The sequence below is a fragment of the Algoriphagus boritolerans DSM 17298 = JCM 18970 genome (assembly GCF_900108085.1).
Lineage (GTDB): Bacteria > Bacteroidota > Bacteroidia > Cytophagales > Cyclobacteriaceae > Algoriphagus > Algoriphagus boritolerans.
This window is the reverse complement of sequence record NZ_FNVR01000001.1, coordinates 189,595-213,424: the sequence shown is the minus strand read 5'-3', so window position 1 is coordinate 213,424 and position 23,830 is coordinate 189,595. Positions and strand designations below refer to the sequence as shown.

Below are 23,830 nucleotides of genomic sequence, written 5' to 3'. Positions count from 1 at the left end.
TTTAGTTATTTTCTTTTTTTAGTTAAAATCTGTAATCCAAAATCAAATTATAATTGGTCATATTCAGCCGATTAATCACATACTCAAGGGGAATCTTCCTGTCTCGGTCTTCTTTCTTATTCGCCACCAAAAACTGCAAATCAAGTCCTTTGAAGAGACCACTGAATCGATAATCAATTAATCCCGTGAAGTGATAATAATTTGGCAAGCCGTATTTATTCAATTCAATATTTTCCAGGTCCGGGGTTTGCACGTGGCTGACTCCCAGTGAAATTTTCATTTTCTCATGAATGAAGGTTTGATCATACAGAATTCCCAAAGCATGGACGCCTCCCATTCCTTCAAATCGCTCCCTCGGCATACTCACAAAGAACTTTTCCCTTCCCCACTCTCTGGGAAACAGAAATCTGCCGGTATCTGAAATTCCCAGGTAATTTAAAGTAAGCTCCGATTGCCCAAAATGAATTCCAGTTCGCAAACCCCCTCCGAAGGTTTTTTCACCCGGTAATGTGTAAGCACGAAATACCTCGGGATTCCCCCCGCCACCGACCGAAGACTGGTAAAATCCCTGAATCCCATAGAGAAACCTGCTTCCATTCTTAATCGATGAATTCCCTGTAGCTTCCGCAAAGGAGGTAGCGAAAATCCCCTCCGCCAGGTAAGTCCAAGACTTGAGCTGAAGCCCTTCTTTTTCATACTCCAAACCAACCACACCGATTCCTTTGGAGCCAAGGTGGTGGTGGTAGTCTTCATCCGAACCTGTAGGGTTTCTTCCGGTATCGTAAAGCCCTACCGATTCTTCTACAGAAAGCCATTCAAGCGACCCTCTCGAAATCAAATGCGTAAACCAAGCTCCTGTTAATCGTACCTTTCCAGGCCGATAATCCACAGATAAACCACTGAATAAATTTGGACGCATTCTATTGTCAGAGGCATTCAACAGTGGACTTTCGAAGTGATGTCTTCCAAACCAAGCGGAAACCTTCTCTTTCTCGAAAGAAATAAAGAACTCTTCCAAGCGGTCCATATCATGTCGGTTATCAGGATGATTCACATCATAGAGGGTCAGCTCATACCGATTTCGCAATCCGGTAGCAGGATCTACACGGGTCAGATTAGTTTCAAAGTGTCTGAAGACAAAGAACCCACTAAACCCAATCCCCAAGCCCTTCCATCTCGGGCTGAAATAACCCAAACCAGCGCCGGTACCCCAAGTGGAATAATCCAGCAAATCGGCTTGATTTTCAGTATGCATGAAATAGGATCTGAGGTGAAATTCGAAAGTTCCTGTTTTCAACTTATCTCCGAACAACATTTCATTGGAAGTTGAATCATGGGTGTTTTTCTCCTGATGTTGTGAATAGGCCGCAATCCCACCTAACAAGAGTAAGATTAATAGTGACGCCGTCGCTTTGAAAGCAAGTGCAAATTTCTCCATGTTGGGCTGCTAAATCATGTGACTTTGATCACATCGGATATCTTTAAATTAAAAATGGCAAGCCCGAAAGCTTGCCATTTTCACTGGAATAAACGGTTATTTACCTTATAGAAGCGTAGTTGGGCAGACGTAGTCCGAAATCTTAAACTTCTCAGAAGCTTTGATCGCCTGGAAGCCTCCGGCTATGTCGATCAGATTGTCGTATCCCCTAGCCCGAAGTACCGAATTAAAGATCATGGATCGATAACCACCGGCACAGTGCACATAGTACGTTTTGTTTTTATCGACTTTCAGCATGCTTTCGTTGATGTAATCTAAAGGGGCGTTTTCTGCACCCAGGACATGCTCTGACAGAAACTCTGAGTTCTTTCTCACATCCAGAATATGCGCCTCGGCATCACCTTCTTTGATTTTGGCCAATTCGTCCACGGTGATCGAAGTAATCGAATCCACTTCATGGTCTGGTGAATTTTTCCATGCGTCAAATCCACCTTTTAAATAGCCTAAGCAATAATCGTATCCTACTCGTGCCAGTCTGGTAACCACTTCCTCTTCACGACCTTCTTCTGCCACCACCAGGATTTCCTGCTTCAGATCCGGAATCATCGCCCCTACCCATACGGCAAAACTTCCGTCGATGCCGATATTGATCGAGTTAGGGATGAATCCTTTGGCAAAGACCTGAGGATCACGGGTGTCTAAAATCAGCGCTCCTGTCTCATTGGCGGCTGCTTCAAATTCAGCCGGAGTCAATGGATGAATTCCTCGTTCCAACACTACATCGATGCTGTCATAGCCCTGGATATTCATCATCACATTTTGAGGAAAATAGGCAGGAGGAGGAGTCAATCCAGTCAACACTTCTTTGATAAAGGCCTCTTTGCTCATTGGCTGAAGCGCATAGTTGGTTTTCTTCTGATTCCCCAAGGTATCCGAAGTCTCTTTGCTCATATTTTTGCCGCATGCAGAGCCTGCACCATGCGCTGGATAGACGATCAAATCATCCGATAAAGGCATGATTTTATTTCTCAACGAATCATAAAGATGACCGGCAAGCTTTTCCTGAGTCAGGTCAGGGATGACTTTTTGAGCCAAATCCGGACGTCCTACATCTCCGATAAACAAGGTATCCCCGGTGAAAATTGCCTCAGCTTTTCCTTCTTCATTAAATAACAGGTAACAGGAAGACTCCATGGTATGTCCGGGGGTGTGGATTACCTTGATTTTTGCTTTACCAAGCTGGAACTCCTGATTATCTTTTGCTATTACAGCATCAAAACCCATCTTCATTTCTGTTGGCCCAAAAACAATATCAGCACCTGTTTTTGCGGCGAGATCTTGGTGACCGGAGACAAAGTCTGCGTGAAAGTGCGTCTCGAAAACGTATTTAATCTTTGCATTTCTCCGATCAGCTTTCTCAATGTAGGGCTGAACTTCTCTCAATGGATCAATGATCGCAGCTTCGCCGTCGGACTCAATGTAATATGCACCTTGTGCCAGACATCCGGTATAGATTTGTTCGATCTTCATTTTATGATTTGGTTTTTTGGTTGCTTCTTCAAACTCATTCAAAATTATTCTCCGAGAACTGAATTCAAAATGACTTTTGTCACATTGAGATCAGGCATTTGCCATCAGGTTTGAATTGATAACCTGCACCAATTGATGAACAGGAACTACTCCTGACTGTCTCCAAATTGTCTTTCCCTTGTGAAAGAGAATGAGAGTGGGAACACCCCTGACCTGAAATTTACCTGCAGCAAGTGGATTTTTATCCACGTCAACTTTGACAATTTTCACTTTGTCCCCAAGCTGACGCGAGGTGTCTTCCAGGATCGGCTGCATCATTTTACAAGGACCACACCAGGTAGCAAAGAAATCTACCAGGACGGGAATTTCCCCGTCAATAAGTTCCTGAAATGTTTTTGGTTGCGTGCTCATAAGTACTGCTAGTTGAAATACACATCAAAAATAAATACTGCCGTGACATTACACAGTAATTTTTGTCACAGGACAGATTTGCATAGTGGTTCAGAACTTTTAAAAAGTGCTAAAAAAACCTGAAATGGAGTAAATTTTCATATTTTCGCCCCGACTAATTTTCCGTTTAATGCTCAATTATAAGCAGATCAATAATGTCACCGGCTGGGTAATTTTTGCCGTTGCGACCTTGGTATACATTCTCACGGTGGAACAAACCGCAAGTTTCTGGGATCCGGGAGAGTTTATCGCAGTTTCGTACAAGCTTCAAGTGCCTCACCCTCCGGGAGCACCTTTGATGCTGCTCGTCTATCGGATGTTTGGGTTTTTCGCGATGGGAGATGGTCTTCAGGTGGCCTATTGGATGAATATCGGCAGCGCCTTGTTCTCTGGATTTACCATCCTGTTTCTATTCTGGTCGATTACACTTTTTGGAAAAAGAATCTTTGCAATCGAAGAGGGTAAAGAAACCAAAGGCCAAACCATCGCACTGATGGGATCCGCCATTGTGGGTTCGCTGATTTATACTTTCTCCGACAGTTTTTGGTTTTCGGCTGTGGAGGCGGAAGTGTATGCGATGTCTTCCTTCTTCACTGCGATCGTGATTTGGGCATTTCTGAAGTGGGAAGTGATCAAGGATCCACAAATGGAAAACCGCTGGATGATCTTTATCGCCTATTTGGTAGGTCTTTCAATTGGCGTTCACCTACTAAACTTAGTGACTTTGCCGGCTTTGGCCTTGGTGTATTATTTCAAAAAATACCAAAATGCTACACTGAAAGGGGCTATTTATGCCATGTTCCTTGGCGGAGTTGCGCTGATCATCATCAATAACCTGATCATCCCCGGACTTCCAAGCCTCGCAGCCTCCGTCGAGATTTTCTTTGTCAACAGCATGGGATTACCATTTGGGTCGGGTATCATTTTTTTCATCATTCTTTTTCTCGGTACATTGGTATTTGCCATTCGCTACTCGATTCAAAAAGAAAAAGTACTCCTCAATACGGCTTTGCTGTCTTTGGTTTTTATCCTGATTGGCTACGGTAGCTATACTTTGATCATCGTGCGATCCAATCAGGATCCGGTCATCAATGAAAATGCACCAAAAGATGTCATCAGCTTTGTCTCATACCTAAAGCGGGAGCAGTATGGTTACCGTCCCCTGCTTCACGGACAGTACTTCACCGCGCAACTCGTCGATCAGGTAGAGGGAGATCCGATCTACATGAAAGGCAAAGACAAGTATGAGATTGTCGATTACGAACTGAAAAATACCTACGATCCTGCCAAGACGACCATTCTACCAAGAATCTACTCCACTCAGGAAAATCACAAGCGAATCTATCGATCAAAGCTTGGGTTGAGAGAAGGTCAAGAACCGACCTTCGGAGACAACCTCTACTTCATGTTTAGCCATCAGTTGGGACACATGTACTGGCGCTATTTCATGTGGAATTTTTCAGGTAGGGAAAGTGATTTCATGGATGCTCCCTGGATTGGTCTGACAGATGCCTTTGGCGACAAATACCCGGATTACATCAAGGAAAATAAGGGACATAACAACTACTTGATGTTGCCTCTGATCCTTGGATTGATCGGAATTTTCTTTCAGGCCAAAAAAGACCCGAAATATTTCTACGTCAATCTGATGCTATTCCTGATGATGGGTGTAGTATTGATACTCTATCTCAACTCCCCCCCTATCGAACCACGTGAGCGGGATTACATCTACGTCGGTAGTTTCTATGCATTTGCAATCTGGGCCGGACTGGGCGTGCTGGCAATCGCACATGGGATTGGAAAAGCGACCAAAAACCTCTCGACTGGAGCAGTCATTGCGACCTTGATTACGCTGCCTGTACCTGGACTTATGGGCGCACAAAACTGGGACGATCACAACAGAAAGGGACGCTACTTCTCTGTGGATTCGGCTCGAAACTTCCTGGCCTCTTGTGCTCCTAACGCGATTCTCTTCACCGGTGGCGACAACGACACCTTCCCGCTTTGGTACGTGCAGGAAGTGGAGAATTTCCGAACTGACGTCCGCGTCATTGTCTTGAGCTATTTCGACACGGATTGGTACGTGCAGCAGATGACCCGACCGGTCAATGAGTCTGAGCCGCTTCCATTTTCATTAATACCTGAGCGCTACCAAAAAGGAACCAATGACGTGCTTTATGTCATGGAGCAGGAAAACCTGAATGCCATCTCCGCTTCAGAATACCTTAAGCTTCTAAACTCAGGCTCAGATCTGCTTAAAATGAAAACAGGAGGAAAAAGTGTGGTCAATATGGTTCCTTCCCGCAATTTGATCCTGGAAGTGGACAGTAGCTTCGCGACTAATGATGAGCTAGTACCGCCTCAATTCAAGGAGCTGTTTACCCCACAAATAAACCTTCAGGTAAAAGGCCAATACGTCACAAAAGGCACGTTGATGCTGATAGACCTGATTGTGAGCAACAACTGGGAGCGGCCGATCTACTTCAATAACACCTCACTTTCTTCCATTGGAATTAATATAGAAGATCATGTGGTCATGGAAGGAATGACGTATCGACTTTTGCCGATTCGAAAGCCGGACTTCATCCGTGAAGAATTGGTCAATACGGACCTTGCCTATAAGAATTACATGGAGAATTTTGCCTTCCGTGGAATGAATGACCCGAACGCTTACCTGGACGAGGAATACAGACGATTTGCTTCCAACCACAGAAGTTCGCTTAATACCATCGCCATGGCCCTGTTGGATGAGGACAAAATGGAGCAGGCTGCTACTTTGCTAAACTATGGTCTGGAAACCATCCCTCATGAGGCGATGCCGTATGACCTGAGCAGCGGACAGTCGGTACCGTTATTCTTTGAAGTGGGTGAAGACGAAAAAGCACTGGACATCATCGATAAGATCTCCAAGCGATCGCTCGACATGATCGAGTTTTATCAAAGGGAAGACCGAGGCTATGACAGAGACATGATGATCTCTATCGAAATGGTCAAATACTTCATCCCTCTGCTGGAAGAAAGAGGCTATCAAGAAGAAGCTCAAACGCTAAAACTCAGACTGGAAAGTCTGATCGGAACTGAAAGCGCCGAACCTGGAGTTTTGGAAAGAAGGTAATTGCGATATATAATAAAAAGTAAAAGGCGAGGATTTGATTCTCGCCTTTTTTGTGATTAAAATTTTCCCGCAGATTTACGCAGAAAAAGACACAGATTCTCACAGATTTTCTAAAAAAAGTCCGCAAGTGATTCAAAACTTTAAAGGTCTTTCCTTGAATTTCTGAGTTTTTACCTTTTTAAACTTTAATATATTTTTTCTTTGCTAGTAATCACGAACCAAACTTAACAAACTTCATGTCTTAGTGTCTTGGCAGCAAAAAACCTACTTTTTCCAAAGGACATAAAACAAATCCAAACCCTTTGCAGGATCCTCCACGAGCGGATAGTCTTGATGCGTGATTTCCACTACGGATCTCCCCTGTTGCTTGTGCAATTTATTTCGGTTCAACCGATTGAGAATCTCATAAGGAGCTCTCAAAACAGCAGCCGGGAGCTTGTACTGAAGATCAAAAATATCAAAACGCATGATCCGCTGAACCGACTTGCGATTAGCATCATGATAAGCCCAAACTTTGTCATTGCCGCCTATACCTTTGGCCTCCACCTGATCGAAAATACCGGCCGCCAGATCGATCAATTCCTGGGGCTTATACTCCCGCTCGTGCCAGGGATTGCGGGAGAGCGTGTGGGTAATATTTGGGGTAGAAATGATCGCTTTACCTCCCGGTTTCAGCATTCGATAGATTTCCTGAAGAAAAAGTTTATCATTTGGGATATGTTCAATTACCTGGAAACTCACAATGGTATCAAAAGAATTTTCTTTGAAATCGACAAAAGGTGGAATAACGGTCTGACGAAAATCCACTCCGGGAAATTTAGCCTTCAGCATATCGATCACCTCTCCGATTTTATCCAGACCGATGTAGCTATCCGACAGGGGCAAAAGCTCCTCCACTCCTCTCCCCTCACCACAGCCGACTTCCAACAAGTCTCCTGCTATCCAAGGCTTAGCCGCGATGTAGGCTTTCAAAAGACGCTGATGAATTGGATTGTCGCTGATCAACTTGTCCGAAGCGATTTCCGTTGTATAGGTAGCCATTCTAAATTTTAGTATTTTGGCAAAAGTAAGTCTAATTTTTAAAAACCGAGATCAAGACCTAATGAATCGAATCCGCTGCTCAATTCTCCTTTTGGTAGTCACTTCTTTATTTTCAGTCAACCTAGCACTAGCTCAAAAAACTCTTTCCTCCATTGATCAGGCGCTGCGCTACTCACTCTATTCCAGATTGGGGCTGAAAATCATCCCGGTCAAAACCAGCGAGGAAAGTTTTAAAGTGCAGTTTGTGATTGAAAAAATCGAGGAAAACCCTGCGTTTAACAATTTCAGTTTCAGCTATGCTATCTTGAATTCCTACGAGCAGGAAATTCTCTCCGATCAAACTAATCTACTCACCGAAAATGACCTCACCGCTAATTCTGAAAGACATTGGATTTTTGAAAAAACGGTGGAAATCCCACAAAGCCAGAAAACAGCAATAGCCCTATTAACGGTCCTGGATACCCGACAGGGTGATGAATACGTCTTTCATACCGACTTAAAAAGCCCCTATGTATTGGATCAACCGGATTTTGGAGCCTACTATGCCAATGAAATCCCTTTCGACCAAAACTACCTGAATAAGGGTGAATCCTTGCTCTTCAAAACGGTAAAATCGCCCACAATTCATTCGTTCTTTTATCCTATGAAGTTTGATGTTCCTTTTCCTCCCATGGAAACGAGACCGGCAGACATTCCTAAGGAACTCAACGTAATTAATATGGGCGATTTTCTGGCCAACATCCCAAAAGATCTAAATGAAGAGGGGTATTATTTTTTCCAAACTGATACCGCTGCTTCCACAGGACTTCTACTGAAGACAACCCATGAGTCCTTTCCCAAAGTCAAGGACTGGGAAGAAATGGTACAAATGGTCACCTACATCTCCACCCGAAAAGAACACGAAGCCCTGCTTTTGGCAGAAGATAAAAAAAGGGCATTGGATGAATATTGGATCAATCTGGCCCGAAATCCTGAAACAGCCAAGGAGCTAATTCGCAATTACTTCCGAATGGTTGAGTTTTCAAATATTCTATTCACCGACTTCAAAGAAGGCTGGAAAACGGATCGGGGAATGGTCTACATCGTCATGGGACCTCCTCAGGAAGTAAACTTTTACCTGGACCGTGAGGTCTGGTCCTATGCAGGAATGGACGCAACCTCGAAAATTAGGTTTACCTTTGCGCGGGCTAAAACAATACTTAGCCCACATTTCTACACCCTGAACAGATCTCGCGCTTATCAGCCGGTTTGGTTCAAAAACATTTCCCAATGGAGAAGCGGAAGGATGGCTTTCTAATCGAAAAAAGAGCCGCCGAAAAAGATTTTATTTTTGGTACCCGAGCAGTCATGGAGTCCATTCATGCCGGCAAGGAAATCGACAAAGTACTCGTTCAGAAAGAGCTGAACAGCGACCTGATCAAGGAATTACTTCAGCTTTGCAAAGCAGAAAAGATCCCTGTCGTCAGAGTTCCGGATGCGAAACTCAATCGTATCACCCGTAAAAATCATCAGGGTGTCGTCGCCCAGATGTCCTCCATCGTCTATGCATCGCTTGATAATGTCATCGACAACTGCTTTGCGGAGGGAAAATCGCCCTTGATTTTGGTTTTGGATCATATTACCGATGTGAGAAATTTTGGTGCGATCGCCCGAACCGCTGAATGTGCCGGTGTGGATGCCATCGTCATTCCGGAAAAAGGAAGTGCTCAAATCAACTCCGATGCCATCAAAACCTCATCCGGAGCACTCAATTTTCTGCCTGTGGCTAGAGTGAAAAATCTGTTTTACACTTGCAGAGATTTGCAGAAAATGGGCTTGACTCTGGTGGCTATCACAGAGAAAACCGAAAAAACGATGTATGAGGCTGATTTTTCTTCTCCTGTGGCCTTGATCATGGGATCAGAAGAAGACGGGATTTCTCAGGAAATTTTTGGAATTGTGGACGACAAAGTAAAAATCCCAATGGCAGGCCATATTGAGAGTTTGAATGTGTCAGTTTCAGCAGGTATTGCGATCTATGAGGCGATCAGACAGCGAAAAAAATGAGCAATCAGCAATGAGCAATTTTCAAATTGCTTTATTTCAAAACTTGAAATTTGATTTTTAGCAATTGAGAATTGAACGTTGAAACAAGATAATATGTATATCCGCAATTGCATCAGCACTAAAGTGAAAGCAGGATAAGATTCATGAAGTCGATATTTTTACAAAATTTCAATTCTCCTTCTTAAGTAGCTCCGAAGGAGCCAAACCATTCATGACCCTGTACGAAGTGCAGGGTAGCCATTGAAAATCCCCCTCCTTTGAGTCCTGAAAGGGTGAAACTTCACCATGTCACCCCTTCAGGGCTCTTTTTCTATTATATTGACTTTGCACCCAGCTACACTAGGGGTTATGAATTGTTACGATCCTTCGGATCTTAGGCTACCAAAAATTGACCTTCATATCTACTAATTTAATTTGCCTAGTGGTGTCATTGAAGATAATCATACAAGATAAAAACCTAATGCTATGAAAAATTGAGATAACTAAATTCAAACAAAGTCTTCCCCTTTCTTTTTGGCATTGGCTACAAAATCCCGGAATTTCTTTTCCCCACCAAGCTTGCAGATCAGGAGGACATTATCGGTTTCATTGATCAGGTAATTGTCGAGCCCCTCCACCACTACCAGTTTTTCACTGTCCATTTTCAGATAGGAATTTTTGGTATCATAGAGCAAAGCATTGGCCTCGACCACATTGTTGTTCTCGTCTTTTTCCTGCAATTCATGAATGCTATGCCAAGAACCCAAATCTGACCAACCAAAGTCTCCCAAAATGACATAGACCTTGTCTGACTTTTCCATGATTCCATAGTCTATGGATACATTTTTCACCATGGAGTAGGCCCTATTGATAAACTCCTGCTCTGTTGGCTTACCAAAATGTGAATCTCCATCCTCAAACACTTCAGCGACGTCAGGCATATTCTCCGAGAACGCATCCAGTAAACTGGTCACTTTCCAAACAAACATTCCCGAATTCCAGACAAAATCCCCGCTGTCCAAAAATGTCTTTGCGAGTTTGGAATTTGGCTTTTCAGTGAAAGTTTTCACTTTCAAAGCTGGAGTTCCATTGTCACCTTCCAGGTATTGAATATAGCCGTATCCCGTCTCAGGCCGATTGGGCTTGATCCCAATGGTAATCAGCCTTCCTGCCTCCTGAGCTGCTTGAAGAGCTCTGGAAATGGTGTTTATAAACTTCTTTTCCTGCAAAATTAAATGATCAGCCGGAGTGACAATCAGCATCGCCTCGGGATCAAAAGCATGGATTTTATAGGCCGCATAGGCTACGCAGGTAGCTGTGTTTCTTCGTAGGGGCTCTGTCAGTATTTGGCTCACCTTCAACTCCGGTAATTGTTCGCGAACAATGTCCAGGTAATTTTGATTGGTGACCACAATAAACTGTTTCGGTTCAGCGATTTCCCGAAATCTGTCATAAGTCATCTGGAGCAAGCTACGGCCTGTACCTAGGATGTCCAGAAATTGTTTGGGGCGATTATTTCTGCTGTAGGGCCAGAATCTTGATCCGATTCCTCCCGCCATAATCACGACGTAGGGTTTATCCTGCATGATGGGTTATACTATTCCTTCTTTCATCAGATCATGAATATGGACAAATCCCGCGATTTTTTCCCCATCCATGGCCACTAATTGTGTAATATTGTGATTACGCATCTGATTCAGGGCACGAATGGCAAACTCATCCTTTGAGATAGTCTTTGGGTTCATAGTCATGATGTCTTTGGCTTGAAGCCCCTGGATATCCAACGTTCGCTCCAGCATCCGTCTCAAATCGCCATCGGTAATGATGCCTGTCAATTTTCCCTGCGCATCAATTACCGCTGTTGCGCCCAATCTTTTTCCCGAAATCTCAATAATAACCTCAGTCACGCCTGCATCTTCAGCCACTACAGGAATCACTCCCTTCGAAAGCACATCCCCTACTTTCAGATATAGCTGTTTGCCCAGGGATCCACCAGGATGATATTTGGCAAAATCATCGGGAGTAAATCCTCTAGCCTCAAGCAGGCAAACTGCCAGGGCATCTCCTAAAGCCAAATGAGCCGTGGTACTCGTTGTAGGCGCCAGATTGTGCGGACAGGCCTCTTCTCCAATCGTGGCATTGAGCACAAAATCTGCCTGCTCTGCGAGGTAGGAATTCGTATTGGATACCATCGCTACCAAGATCGATCCCAGCTTTTTCAATAAGGGAACAAGCACTTTAATCTCAGGGGTATTACCGGATTTTGAGATACAGATAACGATATCATTTTCCAGAATCATCCCAAGGTCGCCATGAATCGCATCTCCGGCATGCATAAAAAGTGCAGGTGTCCCGGTAGAATTCAACGTAGCAACTATTTTATTTGCAATGATGGCACTTTTGCCAACTCCCGTAATCACCACGCGTCCTTTGGAATTCAGAATATGCTCCACAGAAGCTTCAAAATCACCGTCCAACCCATCGATCAGATTTAAAATGGCATTTGCTTCATTTTGCAAAACCCGAGTGGCTGTATTTCTAATATTTTTAGCTAATTTCAATTTTACCTGCGTTAATCACTAATTTTGTACAAAGGTAAAAAACTAATCGTTCATTCCTGTTTACAGGCAATTTTCACCTACTAAGCCAATTCTTCTCGTGGAAGAAAAAGTAAAAGCAGATCTTAAGAAAATCTTCGGATTCAGCCAGTTTCGGGGAAACCAGAAACTCATCGTAGACAACCTGCTGAATCAACGAAATACATTTGTGATCATGCCTACCGGGGCTGGCAAGTCGCTGTGCTATCAGCTCCCGGCGGTAGTATCGGAGGGAACAGCTATTGTGATTTCTCCTTTGATTGCCTTGATGAAAAATCAGGTGGACCAGCTGAATGCAGTGGGAGTAAATGCCCATTTTCTTAATTCCACCTTAACAAAAGCTGAGGCAACAAAGGTGAAGAGCGAGGTTCTGAAGAAAATCACCAAGTTACTATATGTAGCACCGGAATCTTTGACCAAAGAAGAGAATATCGCCTTTCTTAAATCGGCGCATCTCAGTTTTGTGGCCATCGATGAGGCACATTGCATCTCCGAATGGGGACATGATTTCAGACCTGAATATCGACGAATCAAGTCTATCATCGCACAAATTGCCCCAAATCTTCCGATTATAGCGCTGACTGCCACGGCTACACCAAAAGTACAGCAGGATATCCAGCGCAATCTTCAAATGGAAGAGGCAGATTTGTTCAAATCTTCATTTAACCGAACCAACCTTTTCTATGAGGTAAGGCCTAAGTTGAAGAATGAATCCAAAAAGGCGCTGATCAAATTCATCAAAGGACACAAAGGAAAGTCAGGAATTATCTATTGCCTCAGCAGAAAAAAAGTAGAAGAAATCGCCGAACTGCTGAAAGTAAACCAGATCAATGCCGCCCCTTATCATGCGGGTCTTGATTCTTCAGTTCGAATCAAAACCCAGGATGACTTCCTCAATGAAGAATTGGATGTGATCGTAGCCACTATTGCTTTTGGAATGGGAATCGATAAGCCGGATGTCCGATATGTGATTCACTACGATGTGCCCAAGTCACTTGAGGGATATTACCAAGAGACAGGCCGGGCAGGTCGGGATGGCCTGGAAGGACATTGCCTGATGTTTTTCCGACAGGAGGACATCGTCAAGCTGGACAAGTTCAACAAGGATAAAGCCGTAACTGAGCGAGAAAATGCCAAACTCCTGCTTCAGGAGATGGCGGCTTTTGCCGAAACCGGAGTTTGTCGGCGAAAATTTATTCTCAATTACTTTGGAGAGATCCTTAATGAGGATTGCGGTTTCTGTGATAATTGCAAGAGAGAAAGAGAGACGTTTGAAGGCATGGATTACCTCTTGATAGCCTTAGAGGCAGTCCAAAAAACCAACGAACGATTCAGTATGGACCACCTGGTCAAAGTGATCTTGGGAGAGATGGACGAATACATCGAAAGCTATAAGCATGACACGCTTGACGTCTTTGGAAAAGGAAAAGGAGAATCCGGAAAACACTGGACTTCTGTTATCAGGCAGGCCATGATTACTGCGCTTTTGGAAAAAGACATCGAGAACTATGGGATTCTTCGACTCACACAGAAAGGATTGGATTTCATGGATTCGCCTTATTCGGTAGATTTGTTTAAGGATCATGACTTCGAAAAGGAATCTGAAGCAGAGAGACAGGATATGCTGATCAATACAGCTGCCGCTTATGATGAGAAGCTCTTTGAACTGCTCAAGGCAGAGCGAAAGCGTGTAGCCAAGTCCAAAAACCTTCCTCCTTACATTATTTTCCAAGATCCTTCACTGGAGGAGATGGCTACCACCTATCCTACGACAAAAGAAGAACTTGCGCAAATCAACGGCGTGGGAATGGGAAAAGTAACCAAGTTTGGTGCGCCTTTTCTCAAACTTATCTCTAACTACGTAGAAGAAAACGAAATTGAAACAGCTGCAGAGGTAGTTGTAAAAACCGCCGGAACCCGATCCAAGGTGAAAATTTCGATAATCCAGCAGATTGACCGCAAAATCGACCTGGATGAGATCGCAGAGAATCTCAATATTACCATGGGTGAATTGCTTCAGGAAATCGAGCAAATCACCTATAGCGGAACTAAACTTAACATCGACTACTACATTCATCACATCATGGATGAGGAACGGGAAGACATCCTTCACGATTACTTCATGAATGCAGAAAGCGATCATATAAAAGCTGCCCTGGAAGAACTGGGAGAAGAAGATTTTGCAGAAGACGAACTGCGGGTCTATCGGATCAAGTTTATCTCAGAGCATGCCAATTAAAAACGAAACAAGTCAATGAATATACTCTTATTGGGTAGCGGAGGAAGAGAGCATGCCTTCGCCTGGAAGATCGTACAAAGTCCTCAATGCTCCCGGCTTTTTGTAGCTCCTGGAAATGCCGGAACTGCCGAAATTGCACATAATATCCCACTTTCAGTCACTGATTTTCTTGGCATTCACCAATTCATTCTGGAAAATACCATCGATATGGTAGTCGTAGGCCCTGAAGAACCCTTGGTCAAAGGCCTGGTCGATTTTCTTCAATCCAAACCGGATACTGCTAATTTACCCATCGTAGGCCCCTCTCAACTTGGTGCTACCCTGGAGGGAAGCAAGGATTTCTCCAAGCGTTTTATGCAGCGAAACCATATCCCTACAGCAGCCTATGAGACCTTTACCGCAGGAGAGATTTCAGCTGGATTGGCTTATCTGGAGAAACAAAAACTTCCAATCGTACTCAAAGCCGATGGTTTGGCAGCAGGAAAAGGAGTTTTGATTTGCCTGACTTTGGAAGAAGCGAAGGCATCGCTGAAAGAAATGTTGCTCGAAGCCAAATTTGGAGATGCCTCTTCAAAAGTAGTGGTGGAAGAATTCCTCCAAGGGATCGAACTTTCGGTTTTTGTGGCAACTGACGGTAAAAGCTATAAGATTTTGCCGGAAGCCAAAGATTACAAGCGAATCGGTGAAGGCGATACAGGTTTGAATACCGGTGGAATGGGCGCGGTAAGTCCCGTGATTTTCGCAGATGAAGAATTCCTGAAAAAGGTCGAGGAAAAGATCGTCAAACCGACCATTGCCGGGCTGGAAAAAGAAAACATAGACTTCAAAGGCTTCCTTTTCATTGGTTTGATGAATGATGGAGGAGAACCTTCGGTAATTGAATACAATGTTAGGATGGGTGATCCTGAAACCGAAGCGGTACTACCGCGCATCGAAAGCGATTTTGTCGACCTCTTAAAGGGAATTGCCACCGGGACTTTATCAGAATACAAGCTCAACATATCTCCGAAATACGCCACCACAGTAGTGATGGTAAGTGGCGGTTATCCTGAATCGTATGAAAAAGGTTTCCCGATTTCGCTACCTTCAGCCACTGAGCGAAGTGTGATTTTTCATGCAGGAACAGCTAGAAATTCCGCAGGAGAACTGGTGACCCAAGGAGGTCGGGTGATCGCCGTGACGGGATTTGGAGGCGAGCTGAATGAGGCCTTGGCAAATGCTTTCGAGACCGTGGGAAAAATAAGCTGGAACAAGGCATATCACAGAAAAGATATCGGTCAGGATATCTTAAAATTGATGAAATCGAGCTAACCTGCCGGAAAAATCTGTGGATGGATAAACTGCCTGTTGAGATTTTACCGATGTGCTGAAGGTTGCATGGGAGAGGAGCTTTTAAAAATTAGAAACGGATTTAATTAAACCCAAAGAACTAAACGAGGCGAAAGCCCTAAAAATATACTATGGCTGGATGTAATACCTGCTCCACCTCCTCAGGAGGTACCGGTGGATGCCAAAACAATGGCAGCTGCGGCACGAGCGATTGCAATAAAATGAACTCATTTGACTGGCTTTCCCACATGGGAATTCCACAGGTTGACAATTTTGATATTGTCGAAGTCAAATTCAAAGGAGGTCGTAAAGAGTATTTCCGGAATGTGGATTACCTAGACCTCACTACCGGGGACCCGGTAGTAGTGGATGTCCCGAGTGGTCATCATATTGGTTATGTATCGCTTCAGGGAGAATTGGTTCGGCTACAAATGCAGAAGCGAAAAGTTCGTGATGATGACAACATCACCCGAATCTACCGGATTGCCAATCAAAAGGATATGGAAAAGTGGGAAGAAGCCCGAAACAGGGAAATTCCGACGCTTTACAGATGCCGACAGATCGTAGAAGAATTTAATCTGAAGATGAAAATGTCCGATGTGGAATATCAGGCGGATAATTCCAAAGCCACCTTTTACTATTCTGCAGAAGATCGGGTTGACTTCAGAGAGCTAATCAAATCACTTGCCGGGGAATTTAAAATCCGGGTAGAGATGCGTCAGATTTCACTCCGTCAGGAGGCGGGAAGACTTGGAGGAGTTGGCGTTTGCGGACGGGAACTGTGTTGCTCAACTTGGTTGGTGGATTTCAAGAACGTCACTACCGCTGCCGCAAGGTATCAGAATCTTTCACTGAATCCCGGAAAACTCAGCGGTCAATGTGGCCGCCTCAAATGCTGTCTCAATTATGAATTGGACACCTACATGGATGCGATCAAAGACATCCCTCAGGTAGAAAAACCACTGTTGACAGAATCAGGCCCTGCAAAACTGCAGAAAACAGACATTTTCCGAAAATTGATGTGGTTCAGCTACAACAACGACAACGACTGGCAAAGCATCAGCTGTGATCGTGTCAGGGAAATTCAGGAATTAAACGAAAAAGGAATAAAAGTCTTCAATCTCCAAGTGGACAATTCTTCAGACTTGGTTGACCTCGCGGCACAATCCACACGAGAACTGGAACTTTTGGACAAGAAGTTTACCAAAAAGAAAAAGAAAAAGTCACGAAACAAGCCTCGGGGAGAAGGGCAAAACGCAGGTGACGCTCCAAGGCAAACTCCGACTCTACCTACCCCATCACAGAGACTACAGACTCCGAAAGCTCAGAATCGTCGAAATGTTGCCGAAAACCCTTCTCCTCAAAAAGCGCAGCCTTCAGCACCAAAACAAGATTCAAGGGAAGGTAATGAAGCAAGGAAAAAAAGAAACAAAAACCGAAATCGGCCCAAGCCAAACTCAAATCAGGAGGTCGGTCCCAAAGCACAAAATCAGGTAGGCAAGGCAGTAGAAAATAAAACGCAGGGTAATCGTAAATTTCCACCAAGAAGAAATCAAGGGCCAAATAATGATGGCAATGAATAAGCTGACTACTTGGATCGGTTTAGTCGTATTGATAGTAGCAAGTTCCTGTTCAGGGGATCGGGTTTTTGAGGAATTTCATTCGATCAACACCTCTTCTTGGAATGATAGGGACAGTATTGTATTTGACCTCAGTGATTTGAAGGAAAAAAGCGGTAAAAATTTAATTGGGGTAAGATTTACAGAAGATTTCCCCTTTTCCAATTTATATATCCGTGTGATCGGTCAGGATTCATCCGGGATCGAATTGGACAACAAATTGATCAATATCCCGCTTTTTGACTCTAAAACTGGCAAACCGAAAGGAAATGGTTTCGGCAACACCTTTACTTTTTATGATACGTTGCCTTTTCAGATTTCAGAAAGCACGAGCAGACTGATATACCTTCAGTATATGCGCCAGGAAAATATCGCCGGAATCGAAGCTGTTGGCCTTAAGATCCTAAAGTAAAAATGCCCTGAATGGGCATTTTTACTTTAGGTGTTTAATTTCCAGACGTGACCTTGAGTATCCAGGATTTCCTTGCCCCAAACAGGCAATTCAGCCTTGATTCGCTCCACAAGTTCATCACAGGCATCCATGGCCGCCTTGCGATGCTTGGAAGAGGTAAAGACAAACAGGCAAAGTTCCCCGACTTTAACTTCACCCAGGCTGTGATAAATATGCATGCAGTTCAATGGGTATTTGGCAAAAACGGCCTCCCGGATTTCAAAGGCTTTTTCCAAAGCCATTGCTTCATAAGCCGAATAATCGATAGCAATCACATTGCCTTCCGCCTTGGCATCAGCCCTGACTTGCCCCAAAAAAATGGAATGCCCTCCAATGTCCGTTTTTGAGCCGTGATTGGCGATGGATTTGGCGATAGACTCCGGTGAAATAGGTCCCTGAACAAATATATTTTTAGGCCTGCGCTCTTTTTCCATGATCTGATTAGTTGGTTTTCAAGGCGTTTATTCCACCTTTAATGGAATAAATCCGTTTTTCCGGGTATTCATTTTGGAGTTGCTGTGCAGCCTTTTGGCTTCGGATCCCACTTTGGCAAAAAAACAATATTTCCTCGAAATCCTCCAGTTTTAGGAGTTGATCCCCTAGAACCGAGAGTGGAATCTTCATCAGCCCTGTACATTCCAATGGAGGCATTTCGCCGGGCTCACGGACATCCACAAAGGCAATATCCATCCCCATTTTACTCATAGCCTGATCCCAGGTCAACTGTTTGACTCCCTCACAGGCCAACTCGTAATCCATCAATTCAAAGGAAGTCAGGGAGGCCGGAATCGCCTCACGACTTTGAGGATTTGGAGAAATCTCCACCTCATAAGTTTGGGAGCTGAGACTGTTAAAAAACAACATCCTATTTACCAGCGGCTTTCCATATCCACTCAAAACCTTGATCGCTTCCAAAGCCATCAGGTTTCCGATTATTCCCGGAAGCACGCCCAACACACCTGTTTCTGAGCAATTGGGAACTTCCGAAGCAGCGGGCATTTGCGGATATACATCCCGATAATTGCAGGCATTTTGTCCATAATTAAACACGGATACCTGCCCCTCATGCTGATAAATAGCCCCAAAGACAAGAGGCTTGCCGAGCAAAACACAGGCATCATTGACCAGATATCGAGTGGGAAAATTATCTGATCCGTCGATGATCAAATCATAACCGGATAGCAACTCCTGCGCATTTTCTACGCCGATAAATTCCGGATAAACTTCCCATTTGATCCCGCTGTATTTTTCATAAAACTGACGGACAGCCGCCTCAGCTTTGTTTTTTCCCAGATCCTTTTCCCCAAAAAGCACCTGCCGGTTCAGGTTGGAAACAGCCACTGAATCCCCATCCACTACTCCGATTTTCCCGACTCCGGCAGCGGCGAGATAAAGCAATATCGGGCAACCCAATCCTCCTGCACCAATGAGTAATATGGAGGAATTACGGAGTTTCGTCTGACCTTCAATGCCAAAACCTGTCAAAATAATTTGTCTTTCGAATCGACTCATATTATCCTCCTGAAAATGGGGGTAAGAGCGCAATTTCAGCATTTTCAGGGATTTTCTGATTTTCGCTGACCAGCATTTTATTTATTGCCAAGCTAAACTTGACGGTTTTAAGTTCGGGAAATTTAACAAGCAAAGCATCCAGCAGTTTGACGGAATCCCCGATATGATCAATAGACATTTCGTTTGTCCCGATTTTCTCGGCGACCATTCCAAAAGCTTTGATGTGAATTGTTGTGGGCATTTTTGATTTAATTCAATTACTAAGTTAAGGTTTCGTATGTTTTTTCCCACACAGATTGACACAGATCTGATCACAGATTTTCATAGAAAAAAATCTACGGAAATCTCCCAACCGGAAGACAGGTTTTTGGCTTTTTCTTCGGAAAACTTGCCTGACGGAAGTCAGGTCGGCGGGATTTTTTTGATATTCAACTTTACGGCTGAATGGGTCATTAGATATACTATTTATGAATAAAATCTCTGCGCTCTCTCTGCCTCTGCGGTGAAAAATCATCCAATAATCAACTTCACCGCTGCAAAAGCCAACACAAAGGCCAATAAATACTTCAGGACTTTTGGGCTGAACTTTTGGGCGCCCAAATAGGCTCCCAAGGCTCCTCCCGCCACTGTGAGTGGAAGCAAAATCCTGAGTTGCTGCGAAAATTCAATATGAAATACGGAAGCTCCCAGAAAACCTGCAACAGAATTGAGAAAGATAAACAGCGCACTCAGCGCGGCAGTTTCCTTCACTCCCGCCCAACCCAACATCAAAATAATCGGTGAAAGGATAATTCCTCCACCTATCCCTATCATCCCGGATAGCAAACCTATCCCAATCCCAAGAATCGGAGTCATCCACCATTTTTGTTCCAATTTGGAGCTCTCAGAGACCGGAAATATACCGGCAAATTTAAGCACGGGAAAAATCAACAAGACCCCCAAAATCTGTCTATAAATCCCTGTTTCCAACAAAATCGTTCCGCCCAGATAGGCTGAAGGAATCGAGAAAACAATCAGAGACAGGAGCAATTTGAGGGGAAAAACTCCCGATTTGCGATAGTTCAAAAAGGAAATCATCGAAACGAACATGTTCAGCATCAACGCCGATGGCCGGATCTCCTCCGGAGCAAATCCCAGCAAAGCCAAAATCATCAAGTAGCTGCTCGCCCCACCATGACCTACGGAAGCGTACATAAATGCCGCAAAGGGCATCAGAAAATAAAGGAAAATATCCCAGAAACCCATTCAGTTACCAGGGATAAAAAGCCACCGAACTCCCCTCCTCGAGATGTTCTGCGTCTTGGGGGATTTCCACCAATCCGTCTGCCACACCAAAAGGCAAAAGATTAAAGGATTCCTGACCGGGAAGAAGATGGATTTTTCCCTCCTGAACTTTGGCCTTCAGGAAAAAAGTAAGGGGAACTTTTTTGTCAAAATCCTTCTCAATAGGAAAAAGCTGCGGTTCTGTCCAGGCATCCGGATTCCCCATCCATTCCAATAGAGAGGGCTTGACATATTGGATAAAGCAAGACAAGACAGAAGCAGGATTTCCAGGCAAGGCAAAAACCAGCTTTTCACTCTTTCTTCCTACAAAAAGTGGCTTTCCGGGTCGCTGCTTTAGTTTATAGAAGAGCTGCTCTACCCCGTTCTTTTCCAAACTTCCTTTGACAAAATCAAAATCTCCAACCGAAATTCCTCCTGTGAGCAACACAAAATCTGAATTAACCAATGCTTCACTAACTATCCTTGTTACCTCGCTTTCCTCATCTTTGACTTTATAGATTTGGCAATCGGCAATCCCCATCAGTTCAAGATAAGCAATCAAAGCAGGTCCGTTGGCATTGTAGATCTGACCTGGCTGAAGTGGATTACCCAAATCAATAATTTCGTCTCCTGTAAGAATCAGGGATACTTTTGGACTTGGGAATACCTCGACTTCCGTGATGCCAAGTGAAGCGAGTAACCCGATCGTTCCGGGGGATATTTTGGTTCCCAAGGGGACTACTTCCCATCCCACTTTACATTGTACTCCCCTTCTACGGACATTTGCTCCCCTGAAAAAAACAGCGGAATCAAAAAAAATCATGTTATCAGTCCTTGTGATGTGTTCTTGCGGTATCACCGTATCAGCACCCTGAGGAACCGGGGCTCCGGTAAAAATCCGTACAGCCTTACCTTTTCCCAACACAAAATCAGGATTGGCACCCGCCTGAATGACTTCTGTGACTTCTCTTCCTTCCCCGGTTTCATCCCAGGCGATCGCATAGCCATCCATGCCTGAGTTATCAAAGGAAGGGACATCCATTGGCGCCAAAACAGCTGAGGAAGTGAATTTTCCTAAACTCTCACTTAAAGGTAAAACAGCAGTTTTTCCCTTTATTCTTTGTGATTTGAGGATGGTTTTAGCTTCAGTGACGGTAATAAACTCCTTCATATTAACCTCCAATATTGATCATACTGCGGTTTTCGATGGAGTCGGGATTTGCCTGCAAATAATCCTGAGAAAACTGACCCCCCAAAGCCGCATGCTTTCGTGAGACAGCCAAACGGATCAGTGATTCCACCGCTTCCCCTTTTCGCAAAGCCCCTAGCAAATCCAGTTCTTCTTTGCCAAAAAGACAATTTTTGATTTTGCCGTCGGCAGTCAGTCTCATTCGGTTACACTCTCCGCAGAAGTGCTCACTCATCGTGGTAATGAAGGCAAAGGTTCCTGCAAACCCCGGCACTTGATATTTCTTGGCGGTATCGTGCTTTTTATCCTCCAGCTTGATGACTTCCAAGTCCTTCTTTACTAATTCCAACATTTGGGCGGCGGTCACTACCTTTTTGCTTTGCCAGTGATTGCCTGCAAAAGGCATAAATTCGATGAAACGAACATGAAGCGGGAGCTTTTCGGTGATCTTCAGGAAATCACAGATTTCTTCCTCGATCACTCCATGAATGGCAACAGCATTGACTTTGACCCGAAAATCTTCCTGCAGGAGGAGTAAAATATTGTTCCACACCTGATCAAACTGATCCCGTCGCGTGAGTTTCAAAAACTTCTCCCGATTGAGGGTATCCAAACTGACATTGACTGATCGGACGCCTGCTTTTTTCAGGTTTTCGATATGTTTATCGATCAAAACACCATTGGTGGTCAGGGTGAGCTCGACAGGAAAAGAAGCAAGTCGCTCCAAAATTTCCGGAAATTCTTTTCTGACCAAAGGTTCTCCGCCTGTCAACCGGATTTTCTTAACTCCTAGCGAGATGAAAGTCTCTGCAAGATTTAGAATCTCATCTTTACTCATCAGCTTGGACGAAGGCATCCACTCCATTTCCTCCACAGGCATGCAATAACTGCAACGAAAATTGCAGTGATCCGTGAGCGAAATCCTCAGGTAATCGTGAATACGTCCGAAGCTGTCTTGAAGCATATGCGATATTAAGAATAGAAAGACTGGAATGAAACTCTAATTGAATTTATGCCTTATCTATTTTCCAAATTTTGACTTTAAATTTTCCCTGTGAAGAATCAAAAACCCCGAACCCATCGGATCCAGGCTTTCTTGTTAACCAATCTATCTATTTATTTTTAACTCGAAATTCCTTTTCTGAATTGGGTCGGACTTTGATTCAGTTGCTTTTTGAAGAAATTATTGAAATGCGTCACTTCGTTGAAACCTAAGGAATAAGCAACTTCCGACACGTTCCAAGAGCTGTGTTTGAGCAGCAACTTTGCCTCCTGAAGGATTCGCTCACCGATGAGTTGGGTGGTAGTTTTTCCGGTCATTTCCTTGATTGCACGATTCAGATGGTTGACGTGGACATTGAGCTGATCGGCAAAATCCGAGGCCGCCCTGAGTTGAATCGAATTATGGATCTCATCTATTGGAAATTGACGCTCCAGCAATTCGAGAAAAATGGAAGCTATTCGCAATGAGGCATTGCCGTGCTGAATCTGCTGTACTGCAGCCGGCTGCAGCTTCATCCCAAAATGGATGAGTTCAAACACCAAATTTCGAAGAGAATCGTACTTGTATTTGTATTCAGAATCAAATTCTTCCTGCATCCGACTGAATATATCCTCGACTTTCTTGGTTTCCTCATCGGTCAATTCAAAAACGTGGGTTCCGTTGGGCTGAAACACCTCATATTGTTGGATTTGGCCAAAATTCATAAAGAAATGGGGGTTGAAGATGCAATACTTTCCCGAAGCGTTGGCACTCAGGTGATCCCACTTATACGGCACCAGCGGATTGGAAAAGGAGAGCGCCTGTTTTTTAACTTCATAAACCCGGTCGGCATAATGGACTGTGCTTGCCCCTTTAAACAGCATTACTTTATAAAAATCCCTTCGCCGATAAGGAACGGCTTTCATTTTTCCCTCCAGGTAAGGTTCCAAATTGAACAGGTTGAAATGCCCTAAGTCCTGTTTCAGGTTCTCAGGAATCCAATTGAATTTTCGCTTGTAAAATTCCTCCAGGGATTCAGCTTTTTCCATC

Annotated in this window: 21 protein-coding genes; 8 read left to right on the top strand and 13 right to left on the bottom strand. The window is 44.1% G+C overall.

Features of this window, described 5'->3' with window-relative positions; translation table 11 throughout:
- Positions 1–22 precede the first annotated feature (22 nt).
- From C4S61_RS00885 to trxA, 3 genes are all read right to left on the bottom strand, one after another.
- A complete protein-coding gene (locus tag C4S61_RS00885; RefSeq protein WP_103922911.1) occupies positions 23–1,438 on the bottom strand; it encodes a hypothetical protein in 1,416 nt (471 codons plus the stop codon).
- Between the two features lie 105 nt (positions 1,439–1,543).
- Positions 1,544–2,968 (bottom strand): MBL fold metallo-hydrolase, encoded by a 1,425-nt coding sequence (locus tag C4S61_RS00880; RefSeq protein WP_103923147.1) that lies wholly within the window; start codon positions 2,966–2,968, stop codon positions 1,544–1,546.
- A gap of 90 nt (positions 2,969–3,058) precedes the next feature.
- Positions 3,059–3,379 carry a thioredoxin gene (gene trxA, locus C4S61_RS00875; protein WP_103922910.1) on the bottom strand — a complete coding sequence of 107 codons (321 nt, stop codon included), beginning with the start codon at positions 3,377–3,379 and terminating at the stop codon, positions 3,059–3,061.
- 169 nt (positions 3,380–3,548) lie between these two features.
- Between trxA and C4S61_RS00870 the strand changes: the two genes are divergently transcribed.
- Positions 3,549–6,533 carry a glycosyltransferase family 117 protein gene (locus C4S61_RS00870; protein WP_103922909.1) on the top strand — a complete coding sequence of 995 codons (2,985 nt, stop codon included), beginning with the start codon at positions 3,549–3,551 and terminating at the stop codon, positions 6,531–6,533.
- 264 nt (positions 6,534–6,797) lie between these two features.
- On the opposite strand, the gene C4S61_RS00865 is transcribed toward C4S61_RS00870, so the two are convergent.
- Positions 6,798–7,574, bottom strand: a complete 777-nt coding sequence (locus C4S61_RS00865) for a class I SAM-dependent methyltransferase (protein WP_103922908.1) — start codon at positions 7,572–7,574, stop codon at positions 6,798–6,800.
- Between the two features lie 61 nt (positions 7,575–7,635).
- On the opposite strand from C4S61_RS00865, the gene C4S61_RS00860 reads away from it, so the two are divergent.
- Together C4S61_RS00860 and rlmB are read left to right on the top strand one after the other, a co-directional pair.
- On the top strand, positions 7,636–8,871 hold the full coding sequence (locus C4S61_RS00860; RefSeq protein WP_103922907.1) for a GWxTD domain-containing protein: 1,236 nt from the start codon (positions 7,636–7,638) through the stop codon (positions 8,869–8,871).
- Positions 8,844–9,620, top strand: coding sequence for a 23S rRNA (guanosine(2251)-2'-O)-methyltransferase RlmB (gene rlmB, locus C4S61_RS00855; protein ID WP_103922906.1), 777 nt, complete (start codon positions 8,844–8,846; stop codon positions 9,618–9,620). Before C4S61_RS00860 ends, rlmB begins: the two co-directional genes overlap by 28 nt.
- Positions 9,621–10,108: 488 nt before the next feature.
- Here the strand turns inward: rlmB and C4S61_RS00850 are convergent, their stop codons facing one another.
- Positions 10,109–11,185 carry a mannose-1-phosphate guanylyltransferase gene (locus C4S61_RS00850; protein WP_103922905.1) on the bottom strand — a complete coding sequence of 359 codons (1,077 nt, stop codon included), beginning with the start codon at positions 11,183–11,185 and terminating at the stop codon, positions 10,109–10,111.
- A 6-nt stretch (positions 11,186–11,191) separates the two neighbouring features.
- Positions 11,192–12,160, bottom strand: coding sequence for a KpsF/GutQ family sugar-phosphate isomerase (locus C4S61_RS00845; RefSeq protein ID WP_103922904.1), 969 nt, complete (start codon positions 12,158–12,160; stop codon positions 11,192–11,194).
- Positions 12,161–12,257: 97 nt separating this feature from the next.
- On the opposite strand from C4S61_RS00845, the gene recQ reads away from it, so the two are divergent.
- The 4 genes from recQ (at position 12,258) to C4S61_RS00825 (ending at position 17,795) form a co-directional block, all read left to right on the top strand.
- Entirely contained in the window at positions 12,258–14,435 is a 2,178-nt protein-coding gene (gene recQ / locus C4S61_RS00840) for a DNA helicase RecQ (RefSeq protein ID WP_103922903.1), read from the top strand.
- Positions 14,436–14,450: 15 nt separating this feature from the next.
- Positions 14,451–15,746, top strand: coding sequence for a phosphoribosylamine--glycine ligase (gene purD / locus C4S61_RS00835; RefSeq protein WP_103922902.1), 1,296 nt, complete (start codon positions 14,451–14,453; stop codon positions 15,744–15,746).
- 239 nt (positions 15,747–15,985) lie between these two features.
- Positions 15,986–17,347 (top strand): PSP1 domain-containing protein, encoded by a 1,362-nt coding sequence (locus C4S61_RS00830; RefSeq protein WP_235009743.1) that lies wholly within the window; start codon positions 15,986–15,988, stop codon positions 17,345–17,347.
- Positions 17,340–17,795, top strand: a complete 456-nt coding sequence (locus C4S61_RS00825; RefSeq protein ID WP_160111185.1) for a gliding motility lipoprotein GldH — start codon at positions 17,340–17,342, stop codon at positions 17,793–17,795. The genes C4S61_RS00830 and C4S61_RS00825 overlap by 8 nt, the downstream gene beginning before the upstream one ends.
- A 26-nt stretch (positions 17,796–17,821) precedes the next feature.
- Here C4S61_RS00825 and C4S61_RS00820 read toward each other — a convergent pair whose 3' ends face one another.
- From C4S61_RS00820 to C4S61_RS00810, 3 genes are read right to left on the bottom strand one after another with little or no spacing between them, the layout of a single operon-like run.
- Positions 17,822–18,268 carry a molybdenum cofactor biosynthesis protein MoaE gene (locus C4S61_RS00820; RefSeq protein WP_103922899.1) on the bottom strand — a complete coding sequence of 149 codons (447 nt, stop codon included), beginning with the start codon at positions 18,266–18,268 and terminating at the stop codon, positions 17,822–17,824.
- Positions 18,269–18,275: 7 nt separating this feature from the next.
- Positions 18,276–19,388 (bottom strand): HesA/MoeB/ThiF family protein, encoded by a 1,113-nt coding sequence (locus tag C4S61_RS00815; protein WP_235009714.1) that lies wholly within the window; start codon positions 19,386–19,388, stop codon positions 18,276–18,278.
- Positions 19,348–19,587 carry a MoaD/ThiS family protein gene (locus tag C4S61_RS00810; RefSeq protein WP_103922897.1) on the bottom strand — a complete coding sequence of 80 codons (240 nt, stop codon included), beginning with the start codon at positions 19,585–19,587 and terminating at the stop codon, positions 19,348–19,350. Before C4S61_RS00810 ends, C4S61_RS00815 begins: the two co-directional genes overlap by 41 nt.
- Before the next feature lie 36 nt (positions 19,588–19,623).
- On the opposite strand from C4S61_RS00810, the gene C4S61_RS00805 reads away from it, so the two are divergent.
- Positions 19,624–19,821: a hypothetical protein gene (locus tag C4S61_RS00805; protein WP_103922896.1), complete on the top strand. Its 198-nt coding sequence runs from the start codon at positions 19,624–19,626 to the stop codon at positions 19,819–19,821.
- Positions 19,822–19,856: 35 nt separating this feature from the next.
- On the opposite strand, the gene C4S61_RS00800 is transcribed toward C4S61_RS00805, so the two are convergent.
- The 4 genes from C4S61_RS00800 to C4S61_RS00785 all read right to left on the bottom strand — a co-directional run bounded on the left by C4S61_RS00800 (position 19,857) and on the right by C4S61_RS00785 (position 23,829).
- Positions 19,857–20,591, bottom strand: coding sequence for a sulfite exporter TauE/SafE family protein (locus C4S61_RS00800; protein ID WP_103922895.1), 735 nt, complete (start codon positions 20,589–20,591; stop codon positions 19,857–19,859).
- Between the two features lie 4 nt (positions 20,592–20,595).
- A complete protein-coding gene (locus tag C4S61_RS00795) occupies positions 20,596–21,780 on the bottom strand; it encodes a molybdopterin molybdotransferase MoeA (RefSeq protein ID WP_103922894.1) in 1,185 nt (394 codons plus the stop codon).
- Position 21,781: 1 nt separating this feature from the next.
- The gene (moaA, locus tag C4S61_RS00790; RefSeq protein WP_103922893.1) at positions 21,782–22,762 is read right to left on the bottom strand and encodes a GTP 3',8-cyclase MoaA; all 981 of its coding nucleotides are present in this window, start codon (positions 22,760–22,762) and stop codon (positions 21,782–21,784) included.
- Between the two features lie 158 nt (positions 22,763–22,920).
- Positions 22,921–23,829, bottom strand: coding sequence for a helix-turn-helix domain-containing protein (locus tag C4S61_RS00785; protein ID WP_103922892.1), 909 nt, complete (start codon positions 23,827–23,829; stop codon positions 22,921–22,923).
- Position 23,830: the final 1 nt, after the last annotated feature.

What these genes read in the sequence shown, in the direction of transcription:
- C4S61_RS00805 (WP_103922896.1), top strand. Translation starts at nt 19,624, where the DNA reads ATGTTTTTTCCCACACAGATTGACACAGATCTGATCACAGATTTTCAT.
- purD (WP_103922902.1), top strand. Translation starts at nt 14,451, where the DNA reads ATGAATATACTCTTATTGGGTAGCGGAGGAAGAGAGCATGCCTTCGCC.
- C4S61_RS00850 (WP_103922905.1), bottom strand. Translation starts at nt 11,185, where the DNA reads ATGCAGGATAAACCCTACGTCGTGATTATGGCGGGAGGAATCGGATCA.
- trxA (WP_103922910.1), bottom strand. Translation starts at nt 3,379, where the DNA reads ATGAGCACGCAACCAAAAACATTTCAGGAACTTATTGACGGGGAAATT.
- C4S61_RS00870 (WP_103922909.1), top strand. Translation starts at nt 3,549, where the DNA reads ATGCTCAATTATAAGCAGATCAATAATGTCACCGGCTGGGTAATTTTT.
- C4S61_RS00880 (WP_103923147.1), bottom strand. Translation starts at nt 2,968, where the DNA reads ATGAAGATCGAACAAATCTATACCGGATGTCTGGCACAAGGTGCATAT.
- C4S61_RS00885 (WP_103922911.1), bottom strand. Translation starts at nt 1,438, where the DNA reads ATGGAGAAATTTGCACTTGCTTTCAAAGCGACGGCGTCACTATTAATC.
- C4S61_RS00795 (WP_103922894.1), bottom strand. Translation starts at nt 21,780, where the DNA reads ATGAAGGAGTTTATTACCGTCACTGAAGCTAAAACCATCCTCAAATCA.
- C4S61_RS00820 (WP_103922899.1), bottom strand. Translation starts at nt 18,268, where the DNA reads ATGGAAAAAGAGCGCAGGCCTAAAAATATATTTGTTCAGGGACCTATT.
- rlmB (WP_103922906.1), top strand. Translation starts at nt 8,844, where the DNA reads ATGGAGAAGCGGAAGGATGGCTTTCTAATCGAAAAAAGAGCCGCCGAA.
- moaA (WP_103922893.1), bottom strand. Translation starts at nt 22,762, where the DNA reads ATGCTTCAAGACAGCTTCGGACGTATTCACGATTACCTGAGGATTTCG.
- C4S61_RS00785 (WP_103922892.1), bottom strand. Translation starts at nt 23,829, where the DNA reads ATGGAAAAAGCTGAATCCCTGGAGGAATTTTACAAGCGAAAATTCAAT.
- C4S61_RS00825 (WP_160111185.1), top strand. Translation starts at nt 17,340, where the DNA reads ATGAATAAGCTGACTACTTGGATCGGTTTAGTCGTATTGATAGTAGCA.
- C4S61_RS00815 (WP_235009714.1), bottom strand. Translation starts at nt 19,388, where the DNA reads ATGCTGAAATTGCGCTCTTACCCCCATTTTCAGGAGGATAATATGAGT.
- C4S61_RS00810 (WP_103922897.1), bottom strand. Translation starts at nt 19,587, where the DNA reads ATGCCCACAACAATTCACATCAAAGCTTTTGGAATGGTCGCCGAGAAA.
- C4S61_RS00865 (WP_103922908.1), bottom strand. Translation starts at nt 7,574, where the DNA reads ATGGCTACCTATACAACGGAAATCGCTTCGGACAAGTTGATCAGCGAC.
- C4S61_RS00830 (WP_235009743.1), top strand. Translation starts at nt 15,986, where the DNA reads ATGAACTCATTTGACTGGCTTTCCCACATGGGAATTCCACAGGTTGAC.
- C4S61_RS00860 (WP_103922907.1), top strand. Translation starts at nt 7,636, where the DNA reads ATGAATCGAATCCGCTGCTCAATTCTCCTTTTGGTAGTCACTTCTTTA.
- C4S61_RS00800 (WP_103922895.1), bottom strand. Translation starts at nt 20,591, where the DNA reads ATGGGTTTCTGGGATATTTTCCTTTATTTTCTGATGCCCTTTGCGGCA.